Annotated in this window: 18 protein-coding genes; 5 read left to right on the top strand and 13 right to left on the bottom strand. The window is 69.0% G+C overall.

Annotated features, from left to right (window positions below):
* Nucleotides 1-22: 22 nt before the first annotated feature.
* The 4 genes from JI739_RS12525 to def are packed head-to-tail and all read right to left on the bottom strand — an operon-like array spanning nt 23 to nt 2,571.
* The gene (locus JI739_RS12525; RefSeq protein WP_201684499.1) at nt 23-331 is read right to left on the bottom strand and encodes an AzlD domain-containing protein; all 309 of its coding nucleotides are present in this window, start codon (nt 329-331) and stop codon (nt 23-25) included.
* Between the two features lie 17 nt (nt 332-348).
* Complete coding sequence (locus JI739_RS12530) at nt 349-1,077, bottom strand: AzlC family ABC transporter permease (RefSeq protein ID WP_201684251.1); 729 nt, start codon at nt 1,075-1,077, stop codon at nt 349-351.
* The gene (fmt, locus tag JI739_RS12535; RefSeq protein WP_201684252.1) at nt 1,077-2,039 is read right to left on the bottom strand and encodes a methionyl-tRNA formyltransferase; all 963 of its coding nucleotides are present in this window, start codon (nt 2,037-2,039) and stop codon (nt 1,077-1,079) included. The genes JI739_RS12530 and fmt overlap by 1 nt, the downstream gene beginning before the upstream one ends.
* A 19-nt stretch (nt 2,040-2,058) precedes the next feature.
* Nucleotides 2,059-2,571: a peptide deformylase gene (def, locus tag JI739_RS12540; RefSeq protein ID WP_201684253.1), complete on the bottom strand. Its 513-nt coding sequence runs from the start codon at nt 2,569-2,571 to the stop codon at nt 2,059-2,061.
* A 136-nt stretch (nt 2,572-2,707) separates the two neighbouring features.
* Here def and JI739_RS12545 point away from each other — a divergent pair, with 136 nt between their 5' ends.
* The 3 genes from JI739_RS12545 to JI739_RS12555 all read left to right on the top strand — a co-directional run bounded on the left by JI739_RS12545 (nt 2,708) and on the right by JI739_RS12555 (nt 5,633).
* Complete coding sequence (locus tag JI739_RS12545) at nt 2,708-3,919, top strand: LysM peptidoglycan-binding domain-containing protein (protein WP_201684254.1); 1,212 nt, start codon at nt 2,708-2,710, stop codon at nt 3,917-3,919.
* A 14-nt stretch (nt 3,920-3,933) separates the two neighbouring features.
* A complete protein-coding gene (dprA, locus tag JI739_RS12550; protein WP_201684255.1) occupies nt 3,934-5,061 on the top strand; it encodes a DNA-processing protein DprA in 1,128 nt (375 codons plus the stop codon).
* Nucleotides 5,062-5,138: 77 nt separating this feature from the next.
* Nucleotides 5,139-5,633, top strand: a complete 495-nt coding sequence (locus JI739_RS12555) for a Smg family protein (protein ID WP_201684256.1) — start codon at nt 5,139-5,141, stop codon at nt 5,631-5,633.
* A gap of 24 nt (nt 5,634-5,657) precedes the next feature.
* On the opposite strand, the gene JI739_RS12560 is transcribed toward JI739_RS12555, so the two are convergent.
* The 5 genes from JI739_RS12560 to JI739_RS12580 all read right to left on the bottom strand — a co-directional run bounded on the left by JI739_RS12560 (nt 5,658) and on the right by JI739_RS12580 (nt 15,212).
* On the bottom strand, nt 5,658-8,315 hold the full coding sequence (locus tag JI739_RS12560) for a DUF1631 family protein (protein WP_201684257.1): 2,658 nt from the start codon (nt 8,313-8,315) through the stop codon (nt 5,658-5,660).
* Between the two features lie 7 nt (nt 8,316-8,322).
* On the bottom strand, nt 8,323-9,276 hold the full coding sequence (gene secF, locus JI739_RS12565; RefSeq protein ID WP_201684258.1) for a protein translocase subunit SecF: 954 nt from the start codon (nt 9,274-9,276) through the stop codon (nt 8,323-8,325).
* Between the two features lie 12 nt (nt 9,277-9,288).
* A complete protein-coding gene (secD, locus tag JI739_RS12570; protein WP_201684259.1) occupies nt 9,289-11,175 on the bottom strand; it encodes a protein translocase subunit SecD in 1,887 nt (628 codons plus the stop codon).
* Nucleotides 11,176-11,182: 7 nt separating this feature from the next.
* Nucleotides 11,183-11,515, bottom strand: coding sequence for a preprotein translocase subunit YajC (yajC, locus tag JI739_RS12575; protein WP_201684260.1), 333 nt, complete (start codon nt 11,513-11,515; stop codon nt 11,183-11,185).
* Between the two features lie 139 nt (nt 11,516-11,654).
* Nucleotides 11,655-15,212, bottom strand: a complete 3,558-nt coding sequence (locus JI739_RS12580; protein ID WP_201684261.1) for an indolepyruvate ferredoxin oxidoreductase family protein — start codon at nt 15,210-15,212, stop codon at nt 11,655-11,657.
* Between the two features lie 119 nt (nt 15,213-15,331).
* Here JI739_RS12580 and JI739_RS12585 point away from each other — a divergent pair, with 119 nt between their 5' ends.
* Nucleotides 15,332-15,811, top strand: coding sequence for an Lrp/AsnC family transcriptional regulator (locus JI739_RS12585; RefSeq protein WP_201684262.1), 480 nt, complete (start codon nt 15,332-15,334; stop codon nt 15,809-15,811).
* Between the two features lie 9 nt (nt 15,812-15,820).
* On the opposite strand, the gene mltA is transcribed toward JI739_RS12585, so the two are convergent.
* Nucleotides 15,821-17,041: a murein transglycosylase A gene (gene mltA / locus JI739_RS12590; RefSeq protein ID WP_494338069.1), complete on the bottom strand. Its 1,221-nt coding sequence runs from the start codon at nt 17,039-17,041 to the stop codon at nt 15,821-15,823.
* Here mltA and JI739_RS24970 point away from each other — a divergent pair.
* Complete coding sequence (locus tag JI739_RS24970; RefSeq protein WP_494338070.1) at nt 16,989-17,123, top strand: hypothetical protein; 135 nt, start codon at nt 16,989-16,991, stop codon at nt 17,121-17,123. The genes mltA and JI739_RS24970 overlap by 53 nt on opposite strands.
* Nucleotides 17,124-17,137: 14 nt before the next feature.
* Here the strand turns inward: JI739_RS24970 and JI739_RS12595 are convergent, their stop codons facing one another.
* The 3 genes from JI739_RS12595 to JI739_RS12605 all read right to left on the bottom strand — a co-directional run bounded on the left by JI739_RS12595 (nt 17,138) and on the right by JI739_RS12605 (nt 20,878).
* Nucleotides 17,138-17,767, bottom strand: coding sequence for a response regulator transcription factor (locus JI739_RS12595; RefSeq protein WP_201684264.1), 630 nt, complete (start codon nt 17,765-17,767; stop codon nt 17,138-17,140).
* Between the two features lie 10 nt (nt 17,768-17,777).
* A complete protein-coding gene (locus JI739_RS12600) occupies nt 17,778-19,913 on the bottom strand; it encodes a two-component system sensor histidine kinase NtrB (protein ID WP_201684265.1) in 2,136 nt (711 codons plus the stop codon).
* Nucleotides 19,914-20,059: 146 nt separating this feature from the next.
* Nucleotides 20,060-20,878: a carbon-nitrogen hydrolase family protein gene (locus JI739_RS12605; protein WP_201684500.1), complete on the bottom strand. Its 819-nt coding sequence runs from the start codon at nt 20,876-20,878 to the stop codon at nt 20,060-20,062.
* Between the last annotated feature and the right edge of the window lie 5 nt (nt 20,879-20,883).

Below are 20,883 nucleotides of genomic sequence, written 5' to 3' on the forward strand. Positions count from 1 at the left end.
CTGCGAAAAGTGCCTTGGGAGCTTACCAGCCGAGCGCCAGGCGCAGGGGCAGGTACACGGCCATGCCGGCCACCAGGGTGTGCAACACGCTGCGCCGCCAGGCGAAGGCGGCCAAGCCAACCAGTCCGCCGAACAAGCGCGCGTCCTTCCAGGTGCCGATCAGCTCGCCTTGCACGCTGATGATCTCGGGAATGACCACCGCCGCCAGCGCGGCGACCGGGGCGTACTGCAATCCGCGCTCGGCCCATGTCGGCAGTGGCCAGCGTCGGTCGGAGATGAAAAAGAAGCTGCGGGTGAGCACCGTCACCAGCGCCAGGCCGACGATGACCATCAATGTCCAGGCGTCGGTCACGGACGCGCCGCTTTCAGGCGTGGGCTCTCGAGTGTCAGGCAAACCACCACCGCCATGCCGATCGCCAGCACGATGTTCAGCTTGAGCGGCAACGCATACGCCGCGATCGCAGTCGCGCCCGAGACCGCAGCCGCCACGATTCGCAGCCGGGTCGCGGCCAGCGTGGCGACCATGCCGAGCAGGCACAGGATGCCTGCGAAGCCCAAGCCCCAGCGCTCAGGAATGAAGTTGGCCAGCACGATACCCAACAGGCTGGGCACCATCCAGGACAGCCAGTTGGCCAGGCAGCCCCCGCCCAGGTGCGCCAGCTGGGCACCGCGGCCCTCCACGTCCTCCGCCGGCTTGGGATGCCGGTGGGTCAGGATGGCGTAGGACATGTCGGTGGTGAAGTACCCGGTCAGCAGCCGTCGGCCCAGGGGCAGGTGCATCAGGTAGTCACGCAGGTGCAGGCTGAACACGACGAAGCGCAGGTTGACGCAAAACGCCGTGGCCAGGATCACCCAGACCGGCGTGCCGGCCACCAGCAGCGGCAGGGCCGCCAACTGCGAGCTGCCGGCGAACACGATCAGCGCCATGGCGAATGCCTCGACCGTCGACAAGCCCGACTTGGCCATTGCAACGCCGGTCATCAGGCCCCAGGCAGCGATGCCGGGCGTCTGGGGCAGCATGTCGCGCACACCCACCATGAAGTCGGGTCGACGGTAGACGGCCGGCTGCCAGAACATCAGCTCGCTCCAAGCCGCGAACCGACGGTGACGGGGAAACCGCGCAGGAAGGCTTCGCAGGGCAGTCGTTTGCCACCCGGCCGCTGCAGCTCGGTCAGGCGCAGCGCTCCCGTGCCGCAGGCGACCGTGACGCCCGTGGCATCGACTTCGAGGATTTCGCCCGGCTGCGCCGGCACACGCGGCGGATCGGCCACCTCGGCTCGCCACAGCTTGACCACCTCACCCGCCAAAGTGCTGCTCGCCCCGGGAAACGGATCGAAGGCGCGGATGCGGCGTTCGATCACCGGCGCCGGCAGCGACCAGTCGACGGCGGCTTCGGCCTTGTCGATCTTGTTCGCATAGGTGACGCCGTCGGTCGGCTGCGGCACCGGCTGCAGCCGGCCGGCCTGCGCATCGCGCAGACATTCGACGACCAGGCGCGCACCGAGCTCGGCCAGCTTGTCGTGCAGCGTGCCCGTGGTGTCGACGCGCTCGATCGGCAGTCGCTCCAAGCGCAGCATCGCGCCGGTGTCCAGGCCCTCGTCCATCTGCATGATCGTGATGCCCGTGTCCGCGTCGCCGGCCTCGATGGCGCGATGGATCGGCGCTGCGCCGCGCCAACGCGGCAGCAAGGAGGCATGGATGTTGAGGCAACCCAGGCGCGGCAGCTCGAGCACCCAACGAGGAAGGATCAAGCCATAGGCGGCGACCACCATCACGTCGGCGGCCGCCTGCTCCAGCGCCATGCGAGCGACCTCGGCATCTTCGGGATAGCGGCCGTCCAGCCGCAGGCTGCGGGGCTGGCACACGGGCAGGCTCCGGTCCAATGCGAACTGCTTCACGGCGGACGGCTGCAGCTTCATGCCCCGACCGGCCGGTCGGTCCGGCTGCGTCAGCACCAGGGCGACCTCGTGGCCTTCGGCGTGCAGGCGCTCCAGCGCGGCGCGGGCGAACTCGGGGGTGCCGGCGAAAACGACCCGCATCAGGCGCTCACGAATTCGGCTAGGCACGCACGGCTTCGCGCCGGCTCTTGAGCATCTTGCTGCGGATGCGGTTGCGCTTGAGGGGTGACAGGTATTCGACGAAGACCTTGCCCATGAGGTGGTCCATCTCGTGCTGGATGCAGACCGACAACAGCCCCTCGGCTTCGATCTCCCGCTCCTGGCCGCTGTCATCGAGCGCCCGCACCTTGACGGCGACGGAACGCTCGACGCCGTCATAGATGCCGGGGACCGACAGGCAGCCTTCGTCGCCCACCTGCGTGTCTTCACTGGCCCAGACGATCTCCGGGTTGATCAGGACGAGCGGGCGGTTGCGCTCCTCCGACACGTCGATGACGACGACCCGCTCGTGCTCGTCGACCTGCGTGGCCGCCAGTCCGATGCCCTGCGCCTCGTACATGGTTTCGAGCATGTCGGCCACCAGTTGGCGAATGCGGGCGTCGACGGCGCCGACGGGCTTGGCGACGATGTGGAGCCGGGGATCAGGGAAAACGAGAATGGGTTTGATGGCCATGGGTAGCGGGTGCGGTGTCGCTATTTTCCGCCACTTTGGGGGGCGGGTCGCGTGCAAGGGCGCCAATAACGTTGCCGGATCAAGGACTTGGGGCCCAGAATCGCGCGTGATTCAAGAAGAGCTTGGAAAAAAATTCATGGTGCCACGCCCCAAGGCCGTCTCCCGTTTCGCACTCACCGGCCTGGCCGGCACCAGCCTGCTCCTGGGCTTGGTCCTCCCCGCAGCCCAGGCCCAGAACTTCCCCATCACCCCCAGCCAGCGTGCGACGGCCCAGCAGGTGGCGCAAGCCGGTGTGCCACTGTCCGAGCTCGCACCCAACGCTCCAGACAGCTACACCGTCAAACGCGGCGATACGCTGTGGGCCATTTCCGGGCTGTTCCTGCGCACGCCATGGCGCTGGCCGGAGCTGTGGGGAATGAACCTGGACCAGGTGCGCAATCCGCACCTGATCTTCCCCGGTCAGCAGCTGTTCCTCGAAAAGATCGATGGCCGTGCCCGCTTGCGGATGGGGCAGCCCGCGCCGGACGCTGGGCTCGACACCGTGCGCCTGTCGCCCCGGACCCGGGTCGAACCCTTGCCCGAGGTGGCGCTACCGACCTTGCAGCCGCACCTGATCGAACCTTTCCTGGCCGAGCCGCTGGTGGTGGACGAGGGCGTGCTCGAACGCGCGCCCCGCATCGTGGCCGCGCCGGACACACGGGTGATGATCACCCGTGGCGACCGGGCCTACGCACGTGGCACGCCGGGCGCGCCGCTCATGGAAGCGCCACAGCGCAGCGGCGACGACTACCGCGTCTTCCGCAGCGCCAAACCGCTGCGCGACCCCTACACCCAGGCAATCCTGGGCTACGAAGCGCACTATCTCGGTCGTGCGGTCCTGGTGCGCGGCGAGACGCAGGACACCACCCGCGGCGAGGCGCTGCCCGTTCCGGCGTCGCTCGACATCGTCTCGGCGCGCGAGGAAATGCGCGTGGGGGACCGTCTGCTGCCGGAGCCGCCGCGCGAGCTGGTCAACTACGTCCCGCGCGCCCCCCAGACACCCATCCAGGGCGCGGCCGTCATGTCGATGTACGGCACGGCGGTGGGCGTGGCCGGGCAAAACCAGGTCGTGACCATCAACAAGGGGCGCGCCGATGGGCTCGAGACCGGCCACGTGCTGGCCATCTTGAAGGAAGGTCGGCAATTGGTCGATCGCTCACCCAGCGGCGAACGCGAGCAGATCAAGCTGCCCGATGAGCGGAATGGGCTGCTGATGATCTTCCGCACCTTCGACCGCGTGTCGTACGGACTGATCGTCGAGACCTCCGAAGGCGTGAGGATCGGCGACCGCTTGGTCAACCCGCGCTGACCGGATCCTGGGCCATGGCGCCACGGGAGCTCCGTGCCTGGCTGCGGCTCGCGCTGACTCCGCAGGTGGGCCGGACCACGGCCCGTCGCCTATTGGCCGCCCTTGGCCTTCCGGAACAAGTGTTCGAGGCCTCTGCGGCTGCGCTGTCCCAGCTGGCCACGCCGGCCCAGGTCGCCGCCTTGCGAGCCAAGCCCGAAGGCCTGGACGCGCTCGCGGACCGCACGGACGAGTGGCTGGCCGAGGCGCCGGGCCAGCGCCGCCTCGTCACACTGGCCGAAGCCGACTACCCGGCCGCCCTGCTCCAGATCGAAGACCCTCCCTTGATGCTGTGGCTGGCAGGGGCCCGGCTGCACCGGGCTGGCGGCCTGTGCTGGCCCGAGGCGATCGCGGTGGTGGGCAGTCGCAACCCGACGCCGCAGGGCAAGCTGAACGCCCACGCATTCGCGCGCAGCTTCGCCGCCTCCGGCTGGACCGTGGTCTCCGGCTTGGCATTGGGTGTGGACGGCGCCGCGCATGAAGGGGCCCTCGAGGGGGCTGGGCCTGAGCGGTTGGCCACCTTGGCCGTGGTGGGCACCGGACTCGATCGGGTCTACCCGCGGCAGCACCTGGACCTGGCGCACCGGATCGCCGAGCGCGGGCTGTTGATCAGCGAGTACCCGCTGGGCACGCCGCCGCTTTCCGAGAATTTTCCGCTGCGCAACCGGCTGATATCCGGGCTGAGCCGCGGCACCCTGGTCGTCGAGGCGGCCTTGCGATCCGGCTCGCTGATCACGGCTCGTATCGCGGCCGAGCAGGGGCGGGAGGTCTTCGCCATTCCCGGTTCGATCCACTCGGCGCAGGCGCGCGGCTGCCATGCGCTGCTGAAACAAGGCGCCAAGTTGGTCGAAACCGCGCAGGACGTGCTCGACGAGTTGGTGACCGGCCACACACCTCCAGGCCCGAGCCAGCCTGCGAGCGTGCCCGCCGATGAGCTCGATCCGGTCCTCGAAGCAGCCGGTTTCGATCCCGTGAGCTTCGATGCGCTCCAGGCCCGCACGGGCCTGCCGACGCAGACGCTGCAGGCGCACCTGCTGGAACTCGAATTGTCCGGTGCCCTCGCTCGCTTGCCTGGCGGGCTGTTCCAGCGCCTGGCCACTACGTGAGACGCTGAGGCACGGGCCCCTGCGGCGCACCGGCAACAGCGGCTCAGTCACCGCACCTTATGGGCTATATTGGCCCCATGTTTGATGTGCTGGTGTTCGTCTACGAAAACTACTGGCGCGGGGACGCCTGTCCCGAGCCGGAGCGGTTGGAACGCAGGCTCAGTGCCCATGGCTTCGAGCCCGACGAAATCCAGCAGGCGCTGGCTTGGCTCGACGGGTTGAACCTTGCCGCACAAAACACCGAGTTGTCACCCGAAGGGAGGGCGGCCATCGGCGACGCGCCCCCTGGCCGGCAGTCACCGGCCAGCCTGCGGGTCTACTCGGTATCCGAGCAGGACCACCTGGGCGCCGAGTGCCTCGGGTTCATCAGCTTCCTCGAGTCAGCGGGCGTGCTGCCGGCACCCCTTCGGGAGATCGTCCTCGATCGCGCCATGGCCGCACCCGGGGCGCCGGTCAGCCTGGAGGAACTGAAGATCATCGTCCTGATGGTGTATTGGAGCTGCGGGGAGCAGCCCGATGCACTGGTGCTCGATGAGCTCTGTGATGACCGCCAGGGGCGGCTCGCCCACTGAGTCCTGGGCGCGCCCCGTTGAATTTCAGCTGAACAAACGCCCGGGGTTGGCGTCGAGCTTGGCGAGTGCATCGCGGGTGGCACGCACCGTGAGCGCTTCTTCTTCCGCCGGCAGGATGAGGCCGGCCTGCAGGTATGCCGCCAGTCGGCCGGCCTGAATGAGGAAGCTGCGCCCGGTCACCGATGCGAACAGGTGCAACTGCGCACGCTCGCTGCGCCACGCGTACTGCACCTGGTGCATCTGGCCGTTGTGATCCAGGCTGAACCAGGTGCCCGGCTGCAGCTCGCGTGCCCAGGCCAGCATGGCGGCATTGGGCGTCGCTCCGCCGTCGGTGATGACGTCGATGCCTGAGGTGTCGATGCCCAGCATGAGTTCGATGCTCTCGGCCACCAGCGGCAGGTCGCCTTCCGGATCGTCCCCGACGAAGTCTTCCAGATTCGCAAGCCGCTGGGCGATCGCTTCGATCCGCTCCGAGGGAATGGCCGCCGTCTTCGACTGGAAGGCATCGGCGAGGGTGTCGCCAATGCGCTTGATGTGCTCTTCCTGCTCGGCCGCCTCGAGTCCCAGGAGCGACATGCCTTGGCGCAAGCGCTGCAGCAGGCCTGGCAGGCCCTGGATCACCTGCGCGCGTTCGGCACGGTTGGGCTTGGCACTCGCCGCCCAGACCAGTTCCGACGCCGACTTCTTCAACGCCAGGGTTTCGGCATGCTGCGGCCCGTTCTTGACCGCGGCGATCGCCATGACCTCGGCCCATACCTTGAACAGGAATTCGCGGATCTCGTCGCGTACCGGCATGTCCTCGAGCATCTTGCGCAGCTCGATGGTGTAGCGGACCGCCATCGTCTCCTTCTGCTCGACCTGCTGGGCCACACTGACCAGGCGCTGGGTCTGGCCCCGCTCCGTGAGGAAGCGCGACAGGAACTTCTGGAATTCATCGAAGGCCAGCTGAAAGACCTTGCGACCGGTTTCTGGGTACTGCTCGATGAGCTGCACCACCCGCCGGATTTCCCCTTCGAGCGCGGTGCCACCGATGGCGCTGGCGTCGAAGCCCAGGACGCAAGAGCCCATGCGGTCGATCAACTGGCGCGCCGGATGCTGCAGGCTGCCGAAGAACTCCGGCTCGGCGAGCGCAACCCGCAGCACCGGCATCTGGAGCCGGGCGAACCAGACCCGCACCGCCGGCGGAATGCGCTCTTCCGCGAGGATGCTCTGGAACATGAGCGCGACGATCTCGATGACCGCCTTTTCGCCTGACGTGACGGCCTGCTGTTTAAGCTCGCCGGTGCGTTCACGCAGCTCCCGCGCCACCTGCTGGACCGCGGCGTTGTCATAGGACTGCCCCACCGAGTCGTCACCGCCGCGCTCCTGCACCCGCGTCTGGATCTGGGTGCCCTGCATGCTGATGGCCTGGGACAAGGCGGGCGAGGCCGCAATCGGTCGGTCGGAATCGAATCCCGCGACACGTTGGGTGAGCAGGCGTTTCAGCTGTCCGATCACGCCTTGGGCCTTGACGCGTGCGCGGCCCATCGGAGAGGTGGTGGTCGTGGTCAGCCCCGCGTCGCCGGTGCCGCTCCATCCGGGGCTGGGATGCTCCACCGAGCCTGCGGCGCCGGCGTCGGTTGCACGCGCCCCGGCGGCTCCCGTCGGGGGCACGGGAGGCAGCACCGGAAAGGCGCCTGGTTGTCCCGCAGCGAAGGGACTGGTGTTGAACGCTCCGGCAGGAAGGCTCACGGGTGCTGGCCTGCCCAGGGAAGCGTCGGCCGCCGGGACACCGCTGAATCCCGCTGCGCGGCCGCCGCCTGGCGCCCCGGCAACCGACGATGGACCATCGAACGGGGGCCTCGCCACCACGTCCATGCCACCCTGGAACCCACCGCCCCCTGCCGGGTTGTTCCCCGCGGCGTGCGACGTACCCGGGGCCCCGCCGTTCGAACCGGAGGCGCCCCAACCGGACGGAACACCAGCGCCCCCCGAACCCTGCGCCGGCTGGCTGTCACCGAACGTCATCTCCGGCGCCCGCCGCGCCGGGCCCGATGCGCCCCGCTTGACGCGGCGGTTGAGGTTGACATCGGGCACCACGCCAGCCCGGACCAGCTCCGTGTTGACCTGGCGATAAGCGTCCACTGCCGCAGGCACCACATGCTGCTGAATGACATCGCCCACCAGCAGCCAGGTATGGCGCGGCAACTCGCTGTCCATCCACTGGTCGATCAGCACCAGCGCCAGTGCTTCGGGACGAAGGATGTCGTCGCTGGCGAAATCGTCACCGCCCTCCAATTGCTGGATCCGGATCTTGAGGTCGTTGAGTTCCCACGTCGCCTTCTCGTGGATGGCCATGGCCAATCGCGACGCGATGATCTTCTTTTCGACGACGTCATCGCCGATCAGCTCGAGCCCGAGCGGGACGGCCGGCACGATTTGGCTCGGTGCGCGGGGCCGGCTGGCGGCCTTCAAGGCGCGGCGAACTTTCTCGGTCCAACGGGTGCGCTGCTGATCGAACTGCAGCATGGCATCTCGCCGGATCTGCGCCTCGCGGGTCGAGGGGCTGCGGTCCACCAGCTCCAGCAGGCGCGAGCCGATCGCACTCGCCATGGGCTCCACGCAGGCCTCCACGGCGGCCACGAACTGCTCGCGCGCCTTGCGCGCCAGCGGCACGGGAGAATCGGAGCCCGGAGCGTTCAAGCAGGCCTCACACGGTCGCGCCCGCGTTGGGGTCGTTGGGATCGCCTTCCTTGCGCACGGGCGCCTTGACCAGATCCTCGCGCTTGACCCCCAGCCACATCGCGATCGCAGCGGCCACGAACACGGACGAATAGATGCCGAACAGGATGCCGATCGTCAAAGCCAGGGCGAAGTAATACAGCGTGGCGCCACCGAAGATCAGCATGGACAGGACCATCAGCTGGGTGGAGCCATGGGTGATGATGGTTCGGCTGATGGTGGAGGTGATCGCGTGATCGATCGCCTGCTCGGTGCTCATCTTTCGATAGCGGCGGAAGGCTTCGCGGATCCGGTCGAAGATCACCACGGACTCGTTGACCGAATAGCCCAGCACCGCCAGCACCGCCGCCAGCACCGCCAATGAGAACTCCCACTGAAAGAAGGCGAAGAAGCCCAGGATGATCACCACGTCGTGGAGGTTGGCGATGATGCCCGCCACCCCGAACTTCCACTCGAAGCGGAACGCCAGGTACACGACGATCCCGATGATCACCATGGCCAGCGCAAGCAGTCCGTCGACGGCGAGTTCCTCGCCGACCGAGGGCCCGACGAATTCGGTGCGCTGGAGCGACACCGACGGGTCGGCCTCGCGCAGAGACGCCATGACCTGCTCGCTTTGCTGCGCCGAACTCACGCCGCGCTGTGCCGGAAGGCGGATCATCACGTCGCGCGCGGTGCCGAAGCTCTGGACCTGCACATCGCTGAAACCGAGCGCGGCCACCCGCTGGCGGATGCGCTCGATCTCGGCGGGCTGGCTGTAGCTCACCTGCATCACGGTGCCGCCGGTGAATTCCACCGACAGGTGCAGCCCGCGCGTGACCAGGAAGAAGACGGCGGCGGCGAATGTGACGAACGAGATGATGTTCAACAACAGCGCATACCGCATGAACGGGATGTCGCGGCGGATCCTGAAGAACTCCACTTGATGCTTTCCTTATCGCCCGTCGGCCCCGGTTATAGCGCTGTCGGCCGAAGGCCGCCAGACAGTGCCGATGGAGACCGACTTGAGCTTCTTCTGGCGACCGTACCAGAGATTGACGAGACCTCGCGAAAAGAAGACCGCAGAAAACATGGACGTGAGGATGCCGATGGTGTGGACCACCGCAAACCCGCGCACGGGCCCCGAGCCGAAGGTCAGCAAGGCCACCCCGGCGATCAGTGTCGTGATGTTCGAGTCCAGGATGGTGGCCCACGCGCGCTCGTACCCGGTGTGGATCGCTGCCTGCGGCGCCGCCCCGCCTCGCAGCTCCTCGCGGATGCGTTCGTTGATCAGGACGTTGGAGTCGATGGCCATGCCCAGCGCCAGTGCCATGGCGGCCATGCCGGGCAAGGTGAGCGTGGCCTGCAGCATGGACAGCACCGCGACCAGGAGCAACAGGTTCACGGCAAGTGCCAGGCCCGAGATCAAGCCGAACACGGCGTAGTAAACGGCCATGAAGGCGATGATGGCGGCAAAGCCCCAGGCCACGCTCTGGAAGCCTTTGGCGATGTTCTCGGCGCCCAGGGTGGGGCCGATGGTCAGCTCCTCGATGATCTCCATCGGCGCCGCGAGCGATCCGGCCCGCAGCAGCAAGGCCAGGTCGTTGGCTTCGCTCACGGTCATCGAGCCGGAGATCTGGAACCGATTGCCGAGCTCCCCCTGGATCACGGGAGCGGTCAGCACCTCGCCGCGACCCTTCTCGAACAGCAGGATGGCCATGCGCCGCTTCAGGTTCTCGCGGCTGACGTCGCGCATGATCCGGCCGCCCTTGGCATCGACGGTCAGGTCCACCTTGGGTTGCTGGGTTTGCGAGTCGAAGCCGGGCTGGGCGTCGGTCAGGCTGTCGCCCGTGAGGATCACCTGGCGCTTGACGATGACGGGGCGGCCCTCGCGGTCGAAGAAGCGCTCGGAGCCGAACGGCACCGGCCCGGTGCCCAGTTCGGCGGCGCGGCCTTCGGCGCTCTCGTCCACCAGCCGCATCTCCAGCGTGGCCGTACGACCCAGGATGTCCTTGGCCTTGGCCGTGTCCTGCACGCCCGGCAGCTGCACGACGATGCGGTCCAGGCCCTGCTGCTGGATCACCGGCTCGGCGACACCCAGTTCGTTGATCCGGTTGTGCAGCGTGGTGATGTTCTGCTTGAGTGCCTGCGCCTGGACGTTGCGCGCGGCCTCGGGCCGCAGGGTGGCCACCAGCCGGGTCTCGTCACCCACGGTGCGATCGGCAAGCTGGAATTCCGGGAACTGGTCCTGCACCAGGCGGCGGATGCGTTCGACGGCTTGCGCGTCACGCGCCACCACCTCCACCTGCTGGCCCTGCCGGGCGATGCCACCGTGCCGGATGTCGGCTTCGCGCAGCCGGGTGCGCAGGTCGCCCGAGAAGGCTTCGGCCTTCTTGGTCAACGCCGCCTGCATGTCGACCTGCAGCATGAAGTGCACGCCGCCGCGCAAGTCCAGGCCGAGGTACATGGGCTCGGCGCCGAGGGCCGACAGCCAAGAGGGCGACGCCGACACCAGGTTCAAGGCCACGATGTACCCGGGGTCGGCCGGATTGGGCACCAGCGTCGACTGAAGCAGGTCGCGCACCCGCAACTGCATGTCCGGCGTGTCCACCCGCACCCGGATCGACGTGCCTTCCAGCGCCACCGATTCGGGCTTGATGCCGGCTTGCGAGAGCGCCTGCTCCACCCGCGCCATCGTGCCGGTGTCGACCCGGACGGTGGCCTTGCCCGCGGACACCTGCACGGCCGGCGCTTCGCCGAAGAAGTTGGGCAGCGTGTAGACGATGCCCACCAGAAGCGCGACCAGAAGGATCGCGTACTTCCAAACCGGGTAACGGTTCATGACGCCCTTACTTGATGGTGCCCTTGGGCAGGACCTGCACCACGGCGCTGCGCTGCACCTGGATTTCGACGCCGTTGGCGATTTCGACGGTCAGGTAGGGGTCGCCCAGGCGCGAGACGCGCCCGAGGATGCCGCCAGCCGTCGCCACTTCGTCACCCTTGGCCAGGGCCTCGACCATGGCGCGGTGCTCCTTCTGGCGCTTCATCTGCGGGCGGATCATGATGAAGTACAGGACCACGAACATCAGCACCAGCGGCAGCATGCTGACCAGCGTCGACTGCATGTCGCCTCCGGCGGCTGGGGCAGGGGCGGTCTGGGCGATGGCGGAAGAAATGAACACGTCGGCTCCTGGACGATTTCTGGTGCGGGACAACCGTGCGGTCAGGCGCAAGTGCGCCGGCCGTGGCGGCGAAAACCGGGCATTGTATGTCCCGGCTGACGCCCGCTTCAGCAAGGGGGCAGCCGCCCCCCGCGTCGCATCAGGCGACCAGCCGGCCGGGCTCTCGAGCCGCTCGCCACTGCTGCATCAACTCGGCCCAGCGCGCGAGCGTCGGTGTCAGGTGCCGCTCCTTGACGTGGCCGAAACCGCGGATCTGCTCGGGCAGGCGGGCGATCTCGAGTGCGAGCGCATGGTTGTGGAGATCGAGCGTGCCCAGGATCTCCTCGATGTCCTGCCGGTAACGAGCGATCAGCTCGCGTTCGGTGCGACGTTCGGCCGTCCGGCCGAACGGATCGAACGGCGTGCCGCGCAGGCCGCGCAGCCGCGCCAGCAGCCTGAAGGCGATGGCCATCGACGGACCGAACCGGCGCTTCTGCAGCTCGCCCCGCTCGTTGCGCCGCGCGAGCAGCGGCGGCGCAAGGTGGTAGTGGACCTGGTAATCGCCCTCGAACTGGCTGGCGATGCGCTCCCTGAAACCGGCGTCGCCGTGCAGCCGAGCCACTTCGTATTCGTCCTTGTAGGCCATGAGCTTGAACAGGTACCGGGCCACCGCCTCGGCCAGCGCGGCCTGGCCCAAAGGCGCCTCCGCCTGCCGCACCCGCTCGACCAGCGCCCGATAGGCTTCGGCGTAAGCGGCGTCCTGGTAGTCGGTGAGGAACTGCACCCGGCGTTCCACCATCGCCGGCAGGGTCTCGCGGCGGTGCAGCTGCACCACCCGCGAGGGCGCCAGCAGCCGCTCGACGGCCGCCGCATCGTGCGCGGCGCGGCGCCCCCAGGCGAACGCGAGCTTGTTGGCTTCGACGGCCACGGCATTCAACTCGATCGCGCGCAGCAGCGCCTCCAGCGCCAGCGGCACCCAGCCGCGCTGCCAGGCGTATCCGAGCAGCATCGGATTGGCGTAGATGGCGTCCCCCATCAGCCGCTGGGCCAGCTCATCGGCATTGAACGTGCCCAGGCGCTCCGGCCCAACCGCCTGGGCAACCTCGGCCGTGCAAGCCTCTCCCGGGTTGGCCCAGTCGGGCTGGCGCACGAACGCCGCGGTAGGGCCGCTGTGGGTGTTGAGCACCACACGGGTGCGATCGCGGCGCATGCGCCACACGGTTTCGGCACTGGCGGCCACGATGGGATCGCAGCCGATTACCAGCTCGGCCGCGGCGAGTCCGACGCGGGTGGTGCGGATGTCCTGCGGCTGCCGGCCGATCAGCACATGGCTCCAGGTGGCGCCACCTTTTTGCGCCAGCCCCGCCGCGTCCTGCGTCACCACGCCCCGGCCTTCCAGGTGCGCGGCCATGCCCAGCAGTTGGCCGATGGTGATGACCCCGGTGCCGCCCACGCCGGCAACGACGATGCCCCAGGGCTGATCCAGCGGCGGCAATTGCGGCATCGGCAGCTCGCCGCCTTCGAGCGGGGACGGCTGGGCGGACTTGTCGGGCTTGCGCAGCCGCCCGCCTTCCACGGTCACGAAACTCGGGCAGAAGCCCTTGAGACAACTGGTGTCCTTGTTGCAGGTGCTCTGGTTGATGGCGCGCTTGCGGCCAAAGGGCGTTTCGAGCGGCTCCACGGACAGGCAGTTCGACTGCGCGCCGCAGTCGCCACAGCCTTCGCACACCAGGTCGTTGATCACCACGCGCAGTGCCGGGTCGGGCATCTTGCCGCGCTTGCGCCGGCGCCGTTTCTCGGTGGCGCAGGTCTGGTCGTAAACGATGGCGGTGGTGCCGGCGATCTCGCGCAACTCGCGCTGGATGCGGTCGAGCTCGGCCCGGTCGAACACCGGCACGCCGTCCAGCCAGTCCGCGCCTTCGTAGCGGCGGACATCGTCCGTCACGATCACCAGCCGCGCCACGCCTTCGGACAACAGGCTCTGCACGATCTGGCGCACCGAATGCCCCTCGGGCCGCTCGCCCACCGGCTGGCCACCGGTCATGGCGACGGCGTCGTTGTAGAGGATCTTGTAGGTGATGTTCACCCCGGCCGCGATGGCCTGGCGGATCGCCAGCAGGCCGCTGTGGAAGTAGGTGCCGTCGCCCAGGTTGGCGAAGACGTGGGTCTCGTGGGTGAAGGGCTGCTGGCCGACCCAGGCCACGCCCTCCCCGCCCATCTGGCTGAAGCCGGCGGTGCGCCGGTCCATCCAGGTAGCCATGTAGTGGCAGCCGATGCCGGCCATGGCGCGCGAGCCCTCCGGCACGACCGTGGAGATGTTGTGCGGGCAGCCCGAGCAGAACCAGGGGGCGCGCTCGGCGCATTTTCCGGCGCCCTGCATCGCAGCTTCCTTGGCCTGCATTTCGGCCAGGCGGGCGTCCAGCCGGGCGGCGGTGCCAGCGTCGACACCCAGCTTCTTCAGCCGCCGGGCGATGGCCCGCGCGATCAAGGGCGGCGACAAGTCGGCGTTGGCGCGCAGCAGCGTGTGCGGCGTGGGGTTGGGCACGGACCATTCACCGCCGCCGCCTTCGACGTCGTCGAACTTGCCCAGCACGTTGGGCCGCACGTCCGGGCGCCAGTTGTAAAGCTCCTCCTTCAGCTGGTATTCGATCACCTGGCGCTTTTCCTCGACCACCAGGATTTCGCGCAGGCCCGACGCGAAGGCGCGGGTGATCTGCGCTTCGAGCGGCCAGACCACGGCGACCTTGTGCAGTCGGATGCCCAGGCGCCGGCATTCGGCGTCGTCCAGCCCGAGGTCGGCCAGCGCCTGGCGGGTGTCGTTGTAGGCCTTGCCGCTGGCGATCAGGCCCAGCCGGTCGGCCGGGCCTTCGATGACGTTGTGGTTGAGCCGGTTGGCGCGGATGTAGGCCAGGGCGGCATACCACTTGAACTCGTAGAGCCGAGCCTCCTGCTCCAGCGGATGGTCGGGCCACCGGATGTGCAGCCCGCCGGGCGGCATCTGGAAGTCGGTGGGCAACCCGATGCGCACGCGATCGGGGTCGATGATGGCCGTGGCGCTGGATTCGACGATCTCCTGGATGGTCTTCATGCCGGTCCAGACGCCGGCGTAGCGGCTCATGGCGAAGGCGTGGATGCCCAGGTCGAGGATCTCCTGCACAGAGGCCGGGAAGAACACCGGAAAGCCGCAGGCCTTGAACAGGTGGTCGCTCTGGTGCGCGGCGGTGGAGCTCTTGGCCACGTGGTCGTCACCGGCCACCGCGATCACGCCGCCGAGCGGCGTGGTGCCAGCCATGTTGGCGTGCTTGAACACGTCGGCGCAGCGGTCGACGCCGGGGCCCTTGCCGTACCAGATGCCGAAGACGCCGTCGAAGCGGTTGGCCCCGGCGGGCGCGAAACCCAGTTGTTGCGTGCCCCACAGCGCGGTGGCGGCGAGTTCCTCGTTCACGCCCGGCTGGAACACGACGTCGTGCGCGGCCAGGTGCGCCTTCGCGCTCCACAGGGCCTGGTCGTAGCCGCCCAGCGGCGAGCCGCGATAACCGCTGATGAACCCGGCGGTGCGATGGCCGGCGCGTTCGTCGCGCCGGTGCTGCAGCATCGGCAGCTTCACCAGCGCCTGCACCCCGCTCATGAACGCACGACCCACGTCGAGCGCGTACTTGTCGTCCAGCGAAACGGTCTCGAGGGCCTGTCGGACATGGTCGGGCAACGGGGCATTCATGGCGTGTCTCTCTCCGGTAGCGGGTCGGGTCAGTGTAGGTGGGCAGCGCCGATCGTTGATTGCTTTCTATGTACGTTTACGACTAGTATTTGAAAGACTATTGCTGCAATGGGCACCCGATGGAAAGACTCGATAAGTTCGACTGGCTCATCCTGCGCGAGCTGCAGAACGAGGGGCGCCTGACCAACGCCGAACTGGCACAGCGGGTCGGGCTGTCGGCGGCGCCCTGCTGGCGCCGCGTGCGGGCGCTCGAGCAAGCCGGCCTCATCACCGGCTACCACGCGGTGATCGACCGGCACAAGGTCGGGCTGGGCGTGCTGGCCTTCGTGCGGATCGATGCGGAACGCAACACCGCCGACGGCACCCGGCGCATGGAGGAAGCGATCCGGCGGCTGCCGCAGGTCATCTCGTGCCACTACATCAGCGGCACCGGCACCTTCGAGCTGCAGGTGGTGTCGCGCGATCTGGACGCCTTCTCGCAATTCGCTCGCGAGGTGCTCCTGAACCTGCCCAACGTGAAGGACCTGCACACGCGCTTTTCGCTGGGCGAAGTCAAGGCGGCCAGCATCTGGCCGCTGGAGCCTCACGCGCCCGCCTGAAATGCCCGCTCAACCGGGCGGCGGACCGCCTCGAGGCCACAGCACCCACATCCGCACCGGCTGCTTGAGCCGGCCGGCCAGCTCGCCGGCTTCCTGCCCCCAGCCGGTGAACCAGTCCACCCGCACGGCCCCGACGATGGCACTGCCGGTGTCCTGGGCCAGCACCAGCCGGCGCAATTCCAGCTGCGGCCCGGTGGAAGCGAGCCAGACCGGCGTGCCGTAGGGAACGCTCTCCCTGTCGACCGCGATCGACCGGCCCGGCGTGAGCGGCACCCCCTGCGCACCCCGCGGTCCGAAAGCGGCATCGAACCCCGCGAGCGGCTCTTCGCGGAAGAAGACCACCCGGGGGTTGCTCCACAGCATCTCCTGCACCCGCTGCGGATTGGCGCGCACCCAGGCCTTGATGCCGGGCCAGGAGGCGTCGCGCACCGCCCCCTGCTGCAGCAGCCACGACCCGACGCTTCGATAGGGCTGGTCGTTGGTTGCGGCGTAAGCCAGCCGGACCAGCTTCCGCTGGCCATCGGGCTCGGTCAGGCGCAGCCGGCCCGACCCCTGGATCTGCAGCACCAGCGCGTCGACCGGATCGGCCAGCCAGGCGATCTCGCGCCCCTGCAACTGGGCGCGCACCACCGGCTGGGTGTCGATCTCCTGCCGGGTGTGCCAGGGCCGGCGCTGGCCCAGGCCGGGTGGCGGTGCGTACAGCGGCACGCCGAACCCCGGTGCGGCCTGCCGGCGAGCCTCGAACACCGGTTCGTAATAGGCCGTGAGCAGGCCCTCCGCGGCGCCACCGTGCGATTCCACGCGATACGGCTGCAGCTGGCGGCGCAGCCAGGCCCGCTGCTCCTCGGGCGGGGCGATCGCGAGCTGCCGCACCTGCGGGCACAGCGCCGCCAACGGCGCCGGTGGCCGCTCGCAGCTCTTGAGCCAGGCGTTCCAGGCCTCGTGCAGCGCGTCCTCCTCGAAGCCCGGAAGCTCCTCCCAACCCACCGGTACCCAGCGGCTGCGGCCACGCACGAGCACCGGCCCATCAGCCGGAGCCGCGGCCGGTGCCGCCACATCCGCCGCAGCTTGCGGCGGCACCGGCCCGGCCGGACCCTGTTCGACGATCAGCGGCACGCCGCCGCAGCCCGCCAGTGTTCCTAGAATCGCGGGGCCCAACCACCGCCACGTCTGTCTCATGCTGTTGATCCTGCTCGAAGCCTTGCTCGCCCTGGTGGTTCTGGTGGCCATCGTCTGGTGGACCATGTTCTCTGGCCGCCCGCGGGGCGAGCCGCCGCCGGCGGACGACAAGCGCGGCGACGACCAGGCCTAGGTCGCCCAGGCTGCCTAAGCCGCATCACGCAGCGCATTGGCCAGCTCCACGGCCGATTTCACTTCCATCTTGTCGAACACCCGCGCGCGGTGCACTTCGACCGTGCGCACGCTGATGTCCAGTTCGTCGGCGATCAGCTTGTTCGGCAATCCCCGGGCGACCAGCCGCATCACGTCGAGCTCACGGTGGGTGAGCTCGGCCAGTCGGTCGCGCAGGCGCTGCGCCTGGCGCCGGCGCTCCAGCACCTCGGCCGAGCGGGCGAGGGCCTGCTCGATGCGATCGACCAACGCATTGTCGGAAAACGGTTTCTCGCAAAAGTCGAACGCGCCCCGCTTGACCATGCCCACCGCGGTCGGCACGTCGGCATGCCCGGTGAGGAAGATCACCGGCATCACCTCCACCAGCCCCAGCTCGGCGAGCTGATCGAACAGGGCCAGACCGCTGACGCCCGGCATCCGCACGTCGAGAAGCAGGCAGCAGGCCTGCGCCGGCTTGAAGCCGCGCGCCAGCATGGCCTCGAACTGCGTCCCGCTGGCGAAGGTGTCGCTTGCAAGCCGTCGTGAGCGCAGCAGCCAGGCGAGCGCTTCGCGCACGCTGGCATCGTCATCGACGATGTAGACGATGGCGTCCTGGACGGGCTGCATGGCGGAACGGTCAGGCGGTAATGGGGGCGGGTGCGGGCATGCTGGGCGCGGTGTCGGACGCTGGCAGCGTGAACCGGAAGATCGTACCTTGGGGCAGGTTCGGCTCGAATCCGAGTGCGCCGCCGTGCTGCTCGATGACCGTGCGGCACAACGACAGGCCCAGGCCCATGCCTTCGGCCTTGGTCGTGAAGAAGGGCGTGAACAGCTGCTGGCGCACCTGGGGCGAGATGCCGGGGCCGATGTCGACGACGGCGAACTCCACCCAGGCCTTGCCACCGAGCTCCCCCGGGCGCACGCGCCGTGCCTGGATGGTGAGGGCCGGCCGCAGCACCCGGCCCGCGTCCATGGCCTGCATGGCGTTGCGCGCCAGGTTCAACAGCACCTGCTCGACCATGGTGCGGTCGCAGGTGACCTGGGGCAGCCCGGCCGGCAGGCGGGTGAGCACCGTCACCCCCAGCTTGCGCGCCTGCAGCGTGACCAGCGGCATCACCGCCTCCACCAGCGCCTGCGGCGACACCGGCTCGCGCGCCTGGTCGCGGCGCCGGACGAAGTCGTGCACGCTGCGGATGACCTTGCCGGCGCGCTCGGCCTGCTGCGCGATGCGCTGGAGGGCGCCTTCCAGACCATCGGAATCGCCGTTCCGAAGCAAGTTGAGCGAGCCCGTCGCGTAACTGGCGATCGCCGCCAGCGGCTGGTTCAGCTCATGGCTCAGCAGCGAAGCCATTTCACCCACCGTGGCCAGGCGGGCCGTGGCCTGCAGGCGCTCCTGGCTGGCCCGCGACAACTCCTCGATCCGGCGCTGCTCGCTGATGTCCAGGAACGCGCTCATCCAGCCGGTCTGCGTGCCCTGCGCGTTGATCAGCGGGGCCTCGATGATCAGCACCGGAAAGCGCGAGCCGTCCTTGCGCATGAAGACCGACTCGAACCCGTCGCGCGGCGGGGTGTGCTGGCCGGCCAGGCGGATCTCCTGGCGCTTCTGGTATTCGCCCGCCAGCTCGGGCGGCCAGTAGGGCGCGGGTAGCGGCCGCCCCAGCAGCTCGTCGGCGGTGAAGCCCACCATCTCGCAGAAGGCCGGATTGACATAGGTGATGCGCCCTTCGAGGTCACGCGCGCGCAGGCCGGTGACGAGCGAGTCTTCCATCGCCTTGCGAAAGGCCAATGCGTCGGCCAGGTCCTGTTCCACCTGCACCCGGCGGCGCATGTCCTTGACCAGCATGGTGAGCACCACCATCAGCGTGATGGACATCGCCGTCACGAGCGCGGTGAGCACGTTGGGGAACAGGTCGGGCGCGATGCGCCAGCTGTCCAGGCGCAACAGGATGGTGGTGCCGGGCAGGTCCAGCAGCTGCTGGGCCGAGAAGGTGCGGCTGCCCCGCTGGGCAATGCCATGCAGCGCCAGCCGGGTGCCGTCGGGCTCGTTGAACGACACCTGCTGGCTGCGCGAGAGCTGCGGCCCGACCATGCCGACCAGCAGCTCGTTGAGCGAATAGGTGGCCACCGCATAGCCGGTGACCTCGCCGGCGTGGACCAGCGGCAGGCACAGGTCCATCACCTCCATGCCCATGCCGTCCGGCTGCGGCAAGAAGTAGCTGGCCGAGTAGGCCGCGCCGCCCAGGCGGCGCGCCTGCGCACAGGCCAGCTGCAGGTCGGGCTGGATCTGCGCCCGGCCCAGGCGCTCGAACACCGGCGCCCGGTACGGGGTCTCGGCCACGGCGATCGTGCGCAGCCCGGGGTCGCGCCACTCCAGCCGCAGCCACTCCCGCATGTCGCGCAGCAGCTGAGCGGCCTGGCTGTCCCAGTCGGTGACGTTGTGGCTGGTGCTGTGCAGGGCCTGCAGCGTTTGCGCGTTGCGAGCCAGGCCGGACCGGATGTCACCGGCCGCCGCCGCCGCGTCGCGCTCGAGGCCGCCCTGGACCTGGCTGGCCTCGTAGCGACCGGCCAGCCAGACGAGCGTCCCGAGGAGCACCGCAACCAGCGCCAGCAGCAAGGTCCACAGCAGCCAGCGCGAATCGAAGAGAACGGACCACACCCGGAACACCGTCGGGGCCCTCCCCTCGAGGGCGCGCCACCGGGGAGACGGCGAAGCCGGCTGCGCAGCACCGGCAGGGCCTGCCGAGGCGAGCTCGACGGGATCGCTGTCTGGCATCTCAGTTTTCCACGATGCTGCGCATCAGCCGCGATGCATGGAAGCAGACCCGGCGACCGCGGGCCACCGCGGAACCGGCTTGACCAGGCCGCTGGTGGCGCCCCTCGAAGGGAGGCGCCGAAGGCGCTTCGGGGTGGACTTTCACTTCAGAGGACCCGGTGTTCGAGCGCGGGCAACTGCCGGCGTGCCTCGGCCTGGCGCGACTCGTCCAGCGTGGCCATGACCGCGCCGGCCCCGTCCTCTTCGCGGCACGCGGCCACCCGGCCCCAGGGCTCGATCACCATCGAGTGGCCCCAGGTGCGCCGGCCGTTCGCATGCAGGCCGCCCTGGGCCGGCGCGATCACCCAGGCCAGGTTCTCGATGGCGCGTGCCCGCAGCAAGACCTCCCAATGCGCCTGCCCCGTGGTGTGGGTGAAGGCACTGGGCACCAGCAGCACCTCGGCACCCGCGGCGGCCAGGCGCCGGTACAACTCGGGAAAGCGCAGGTCGTAGCAGACCGACAGGCCGATGCGCCAGGAGCGGCCGTCGCGCGAGGCCAGCTCGAAGGTGGCAGGCTCGACCCCCGCCTCGATCACCTGCGATTCGTCGTAGCGCTCACGGCCGTTGTCGAAGCGGAACAGATGGATCTTGTCGTAGCGCGCGACGCAGTCACCGTTCGGCGAGTACACCAGTGTCGTGTTGCGCACGCGCTGCTCGTCCCCGGCGCGCAGCGGCAGCGTGCCCCCGACCAGCCACACCCCGGCCTCGCGGGCCGTGCGGGCCAGGAAGTCCTGCACCGGTCCGCTGCCGGGTTCTTCGCGCACGCCCAGCTTGTCGGCGTCGCGACGGCCCATGAGGCAGAAGTACTCGGGCAGCACCACCAGTTCGGCGCCCTGGCGCGCGGCCTGGTCGACCAGCCCGCGGGCGGTGGCGAGGTTGTCGTCCAACTCGGTGGACGAGACCATCTGGATGGCGGCGACCTGCAGCGGCA

Origin of the sequence: Ramlibacter aurantiacus (assembly GCF_016722895.1) — a bacterium.
Classification (GTDB): Bacteria; Pseudomonadota; Gammaproteobacteria; order Burkholderiales; family Burkholderiaceae_C; genus Ramlibacter; species Ramlibacter aurantiacus.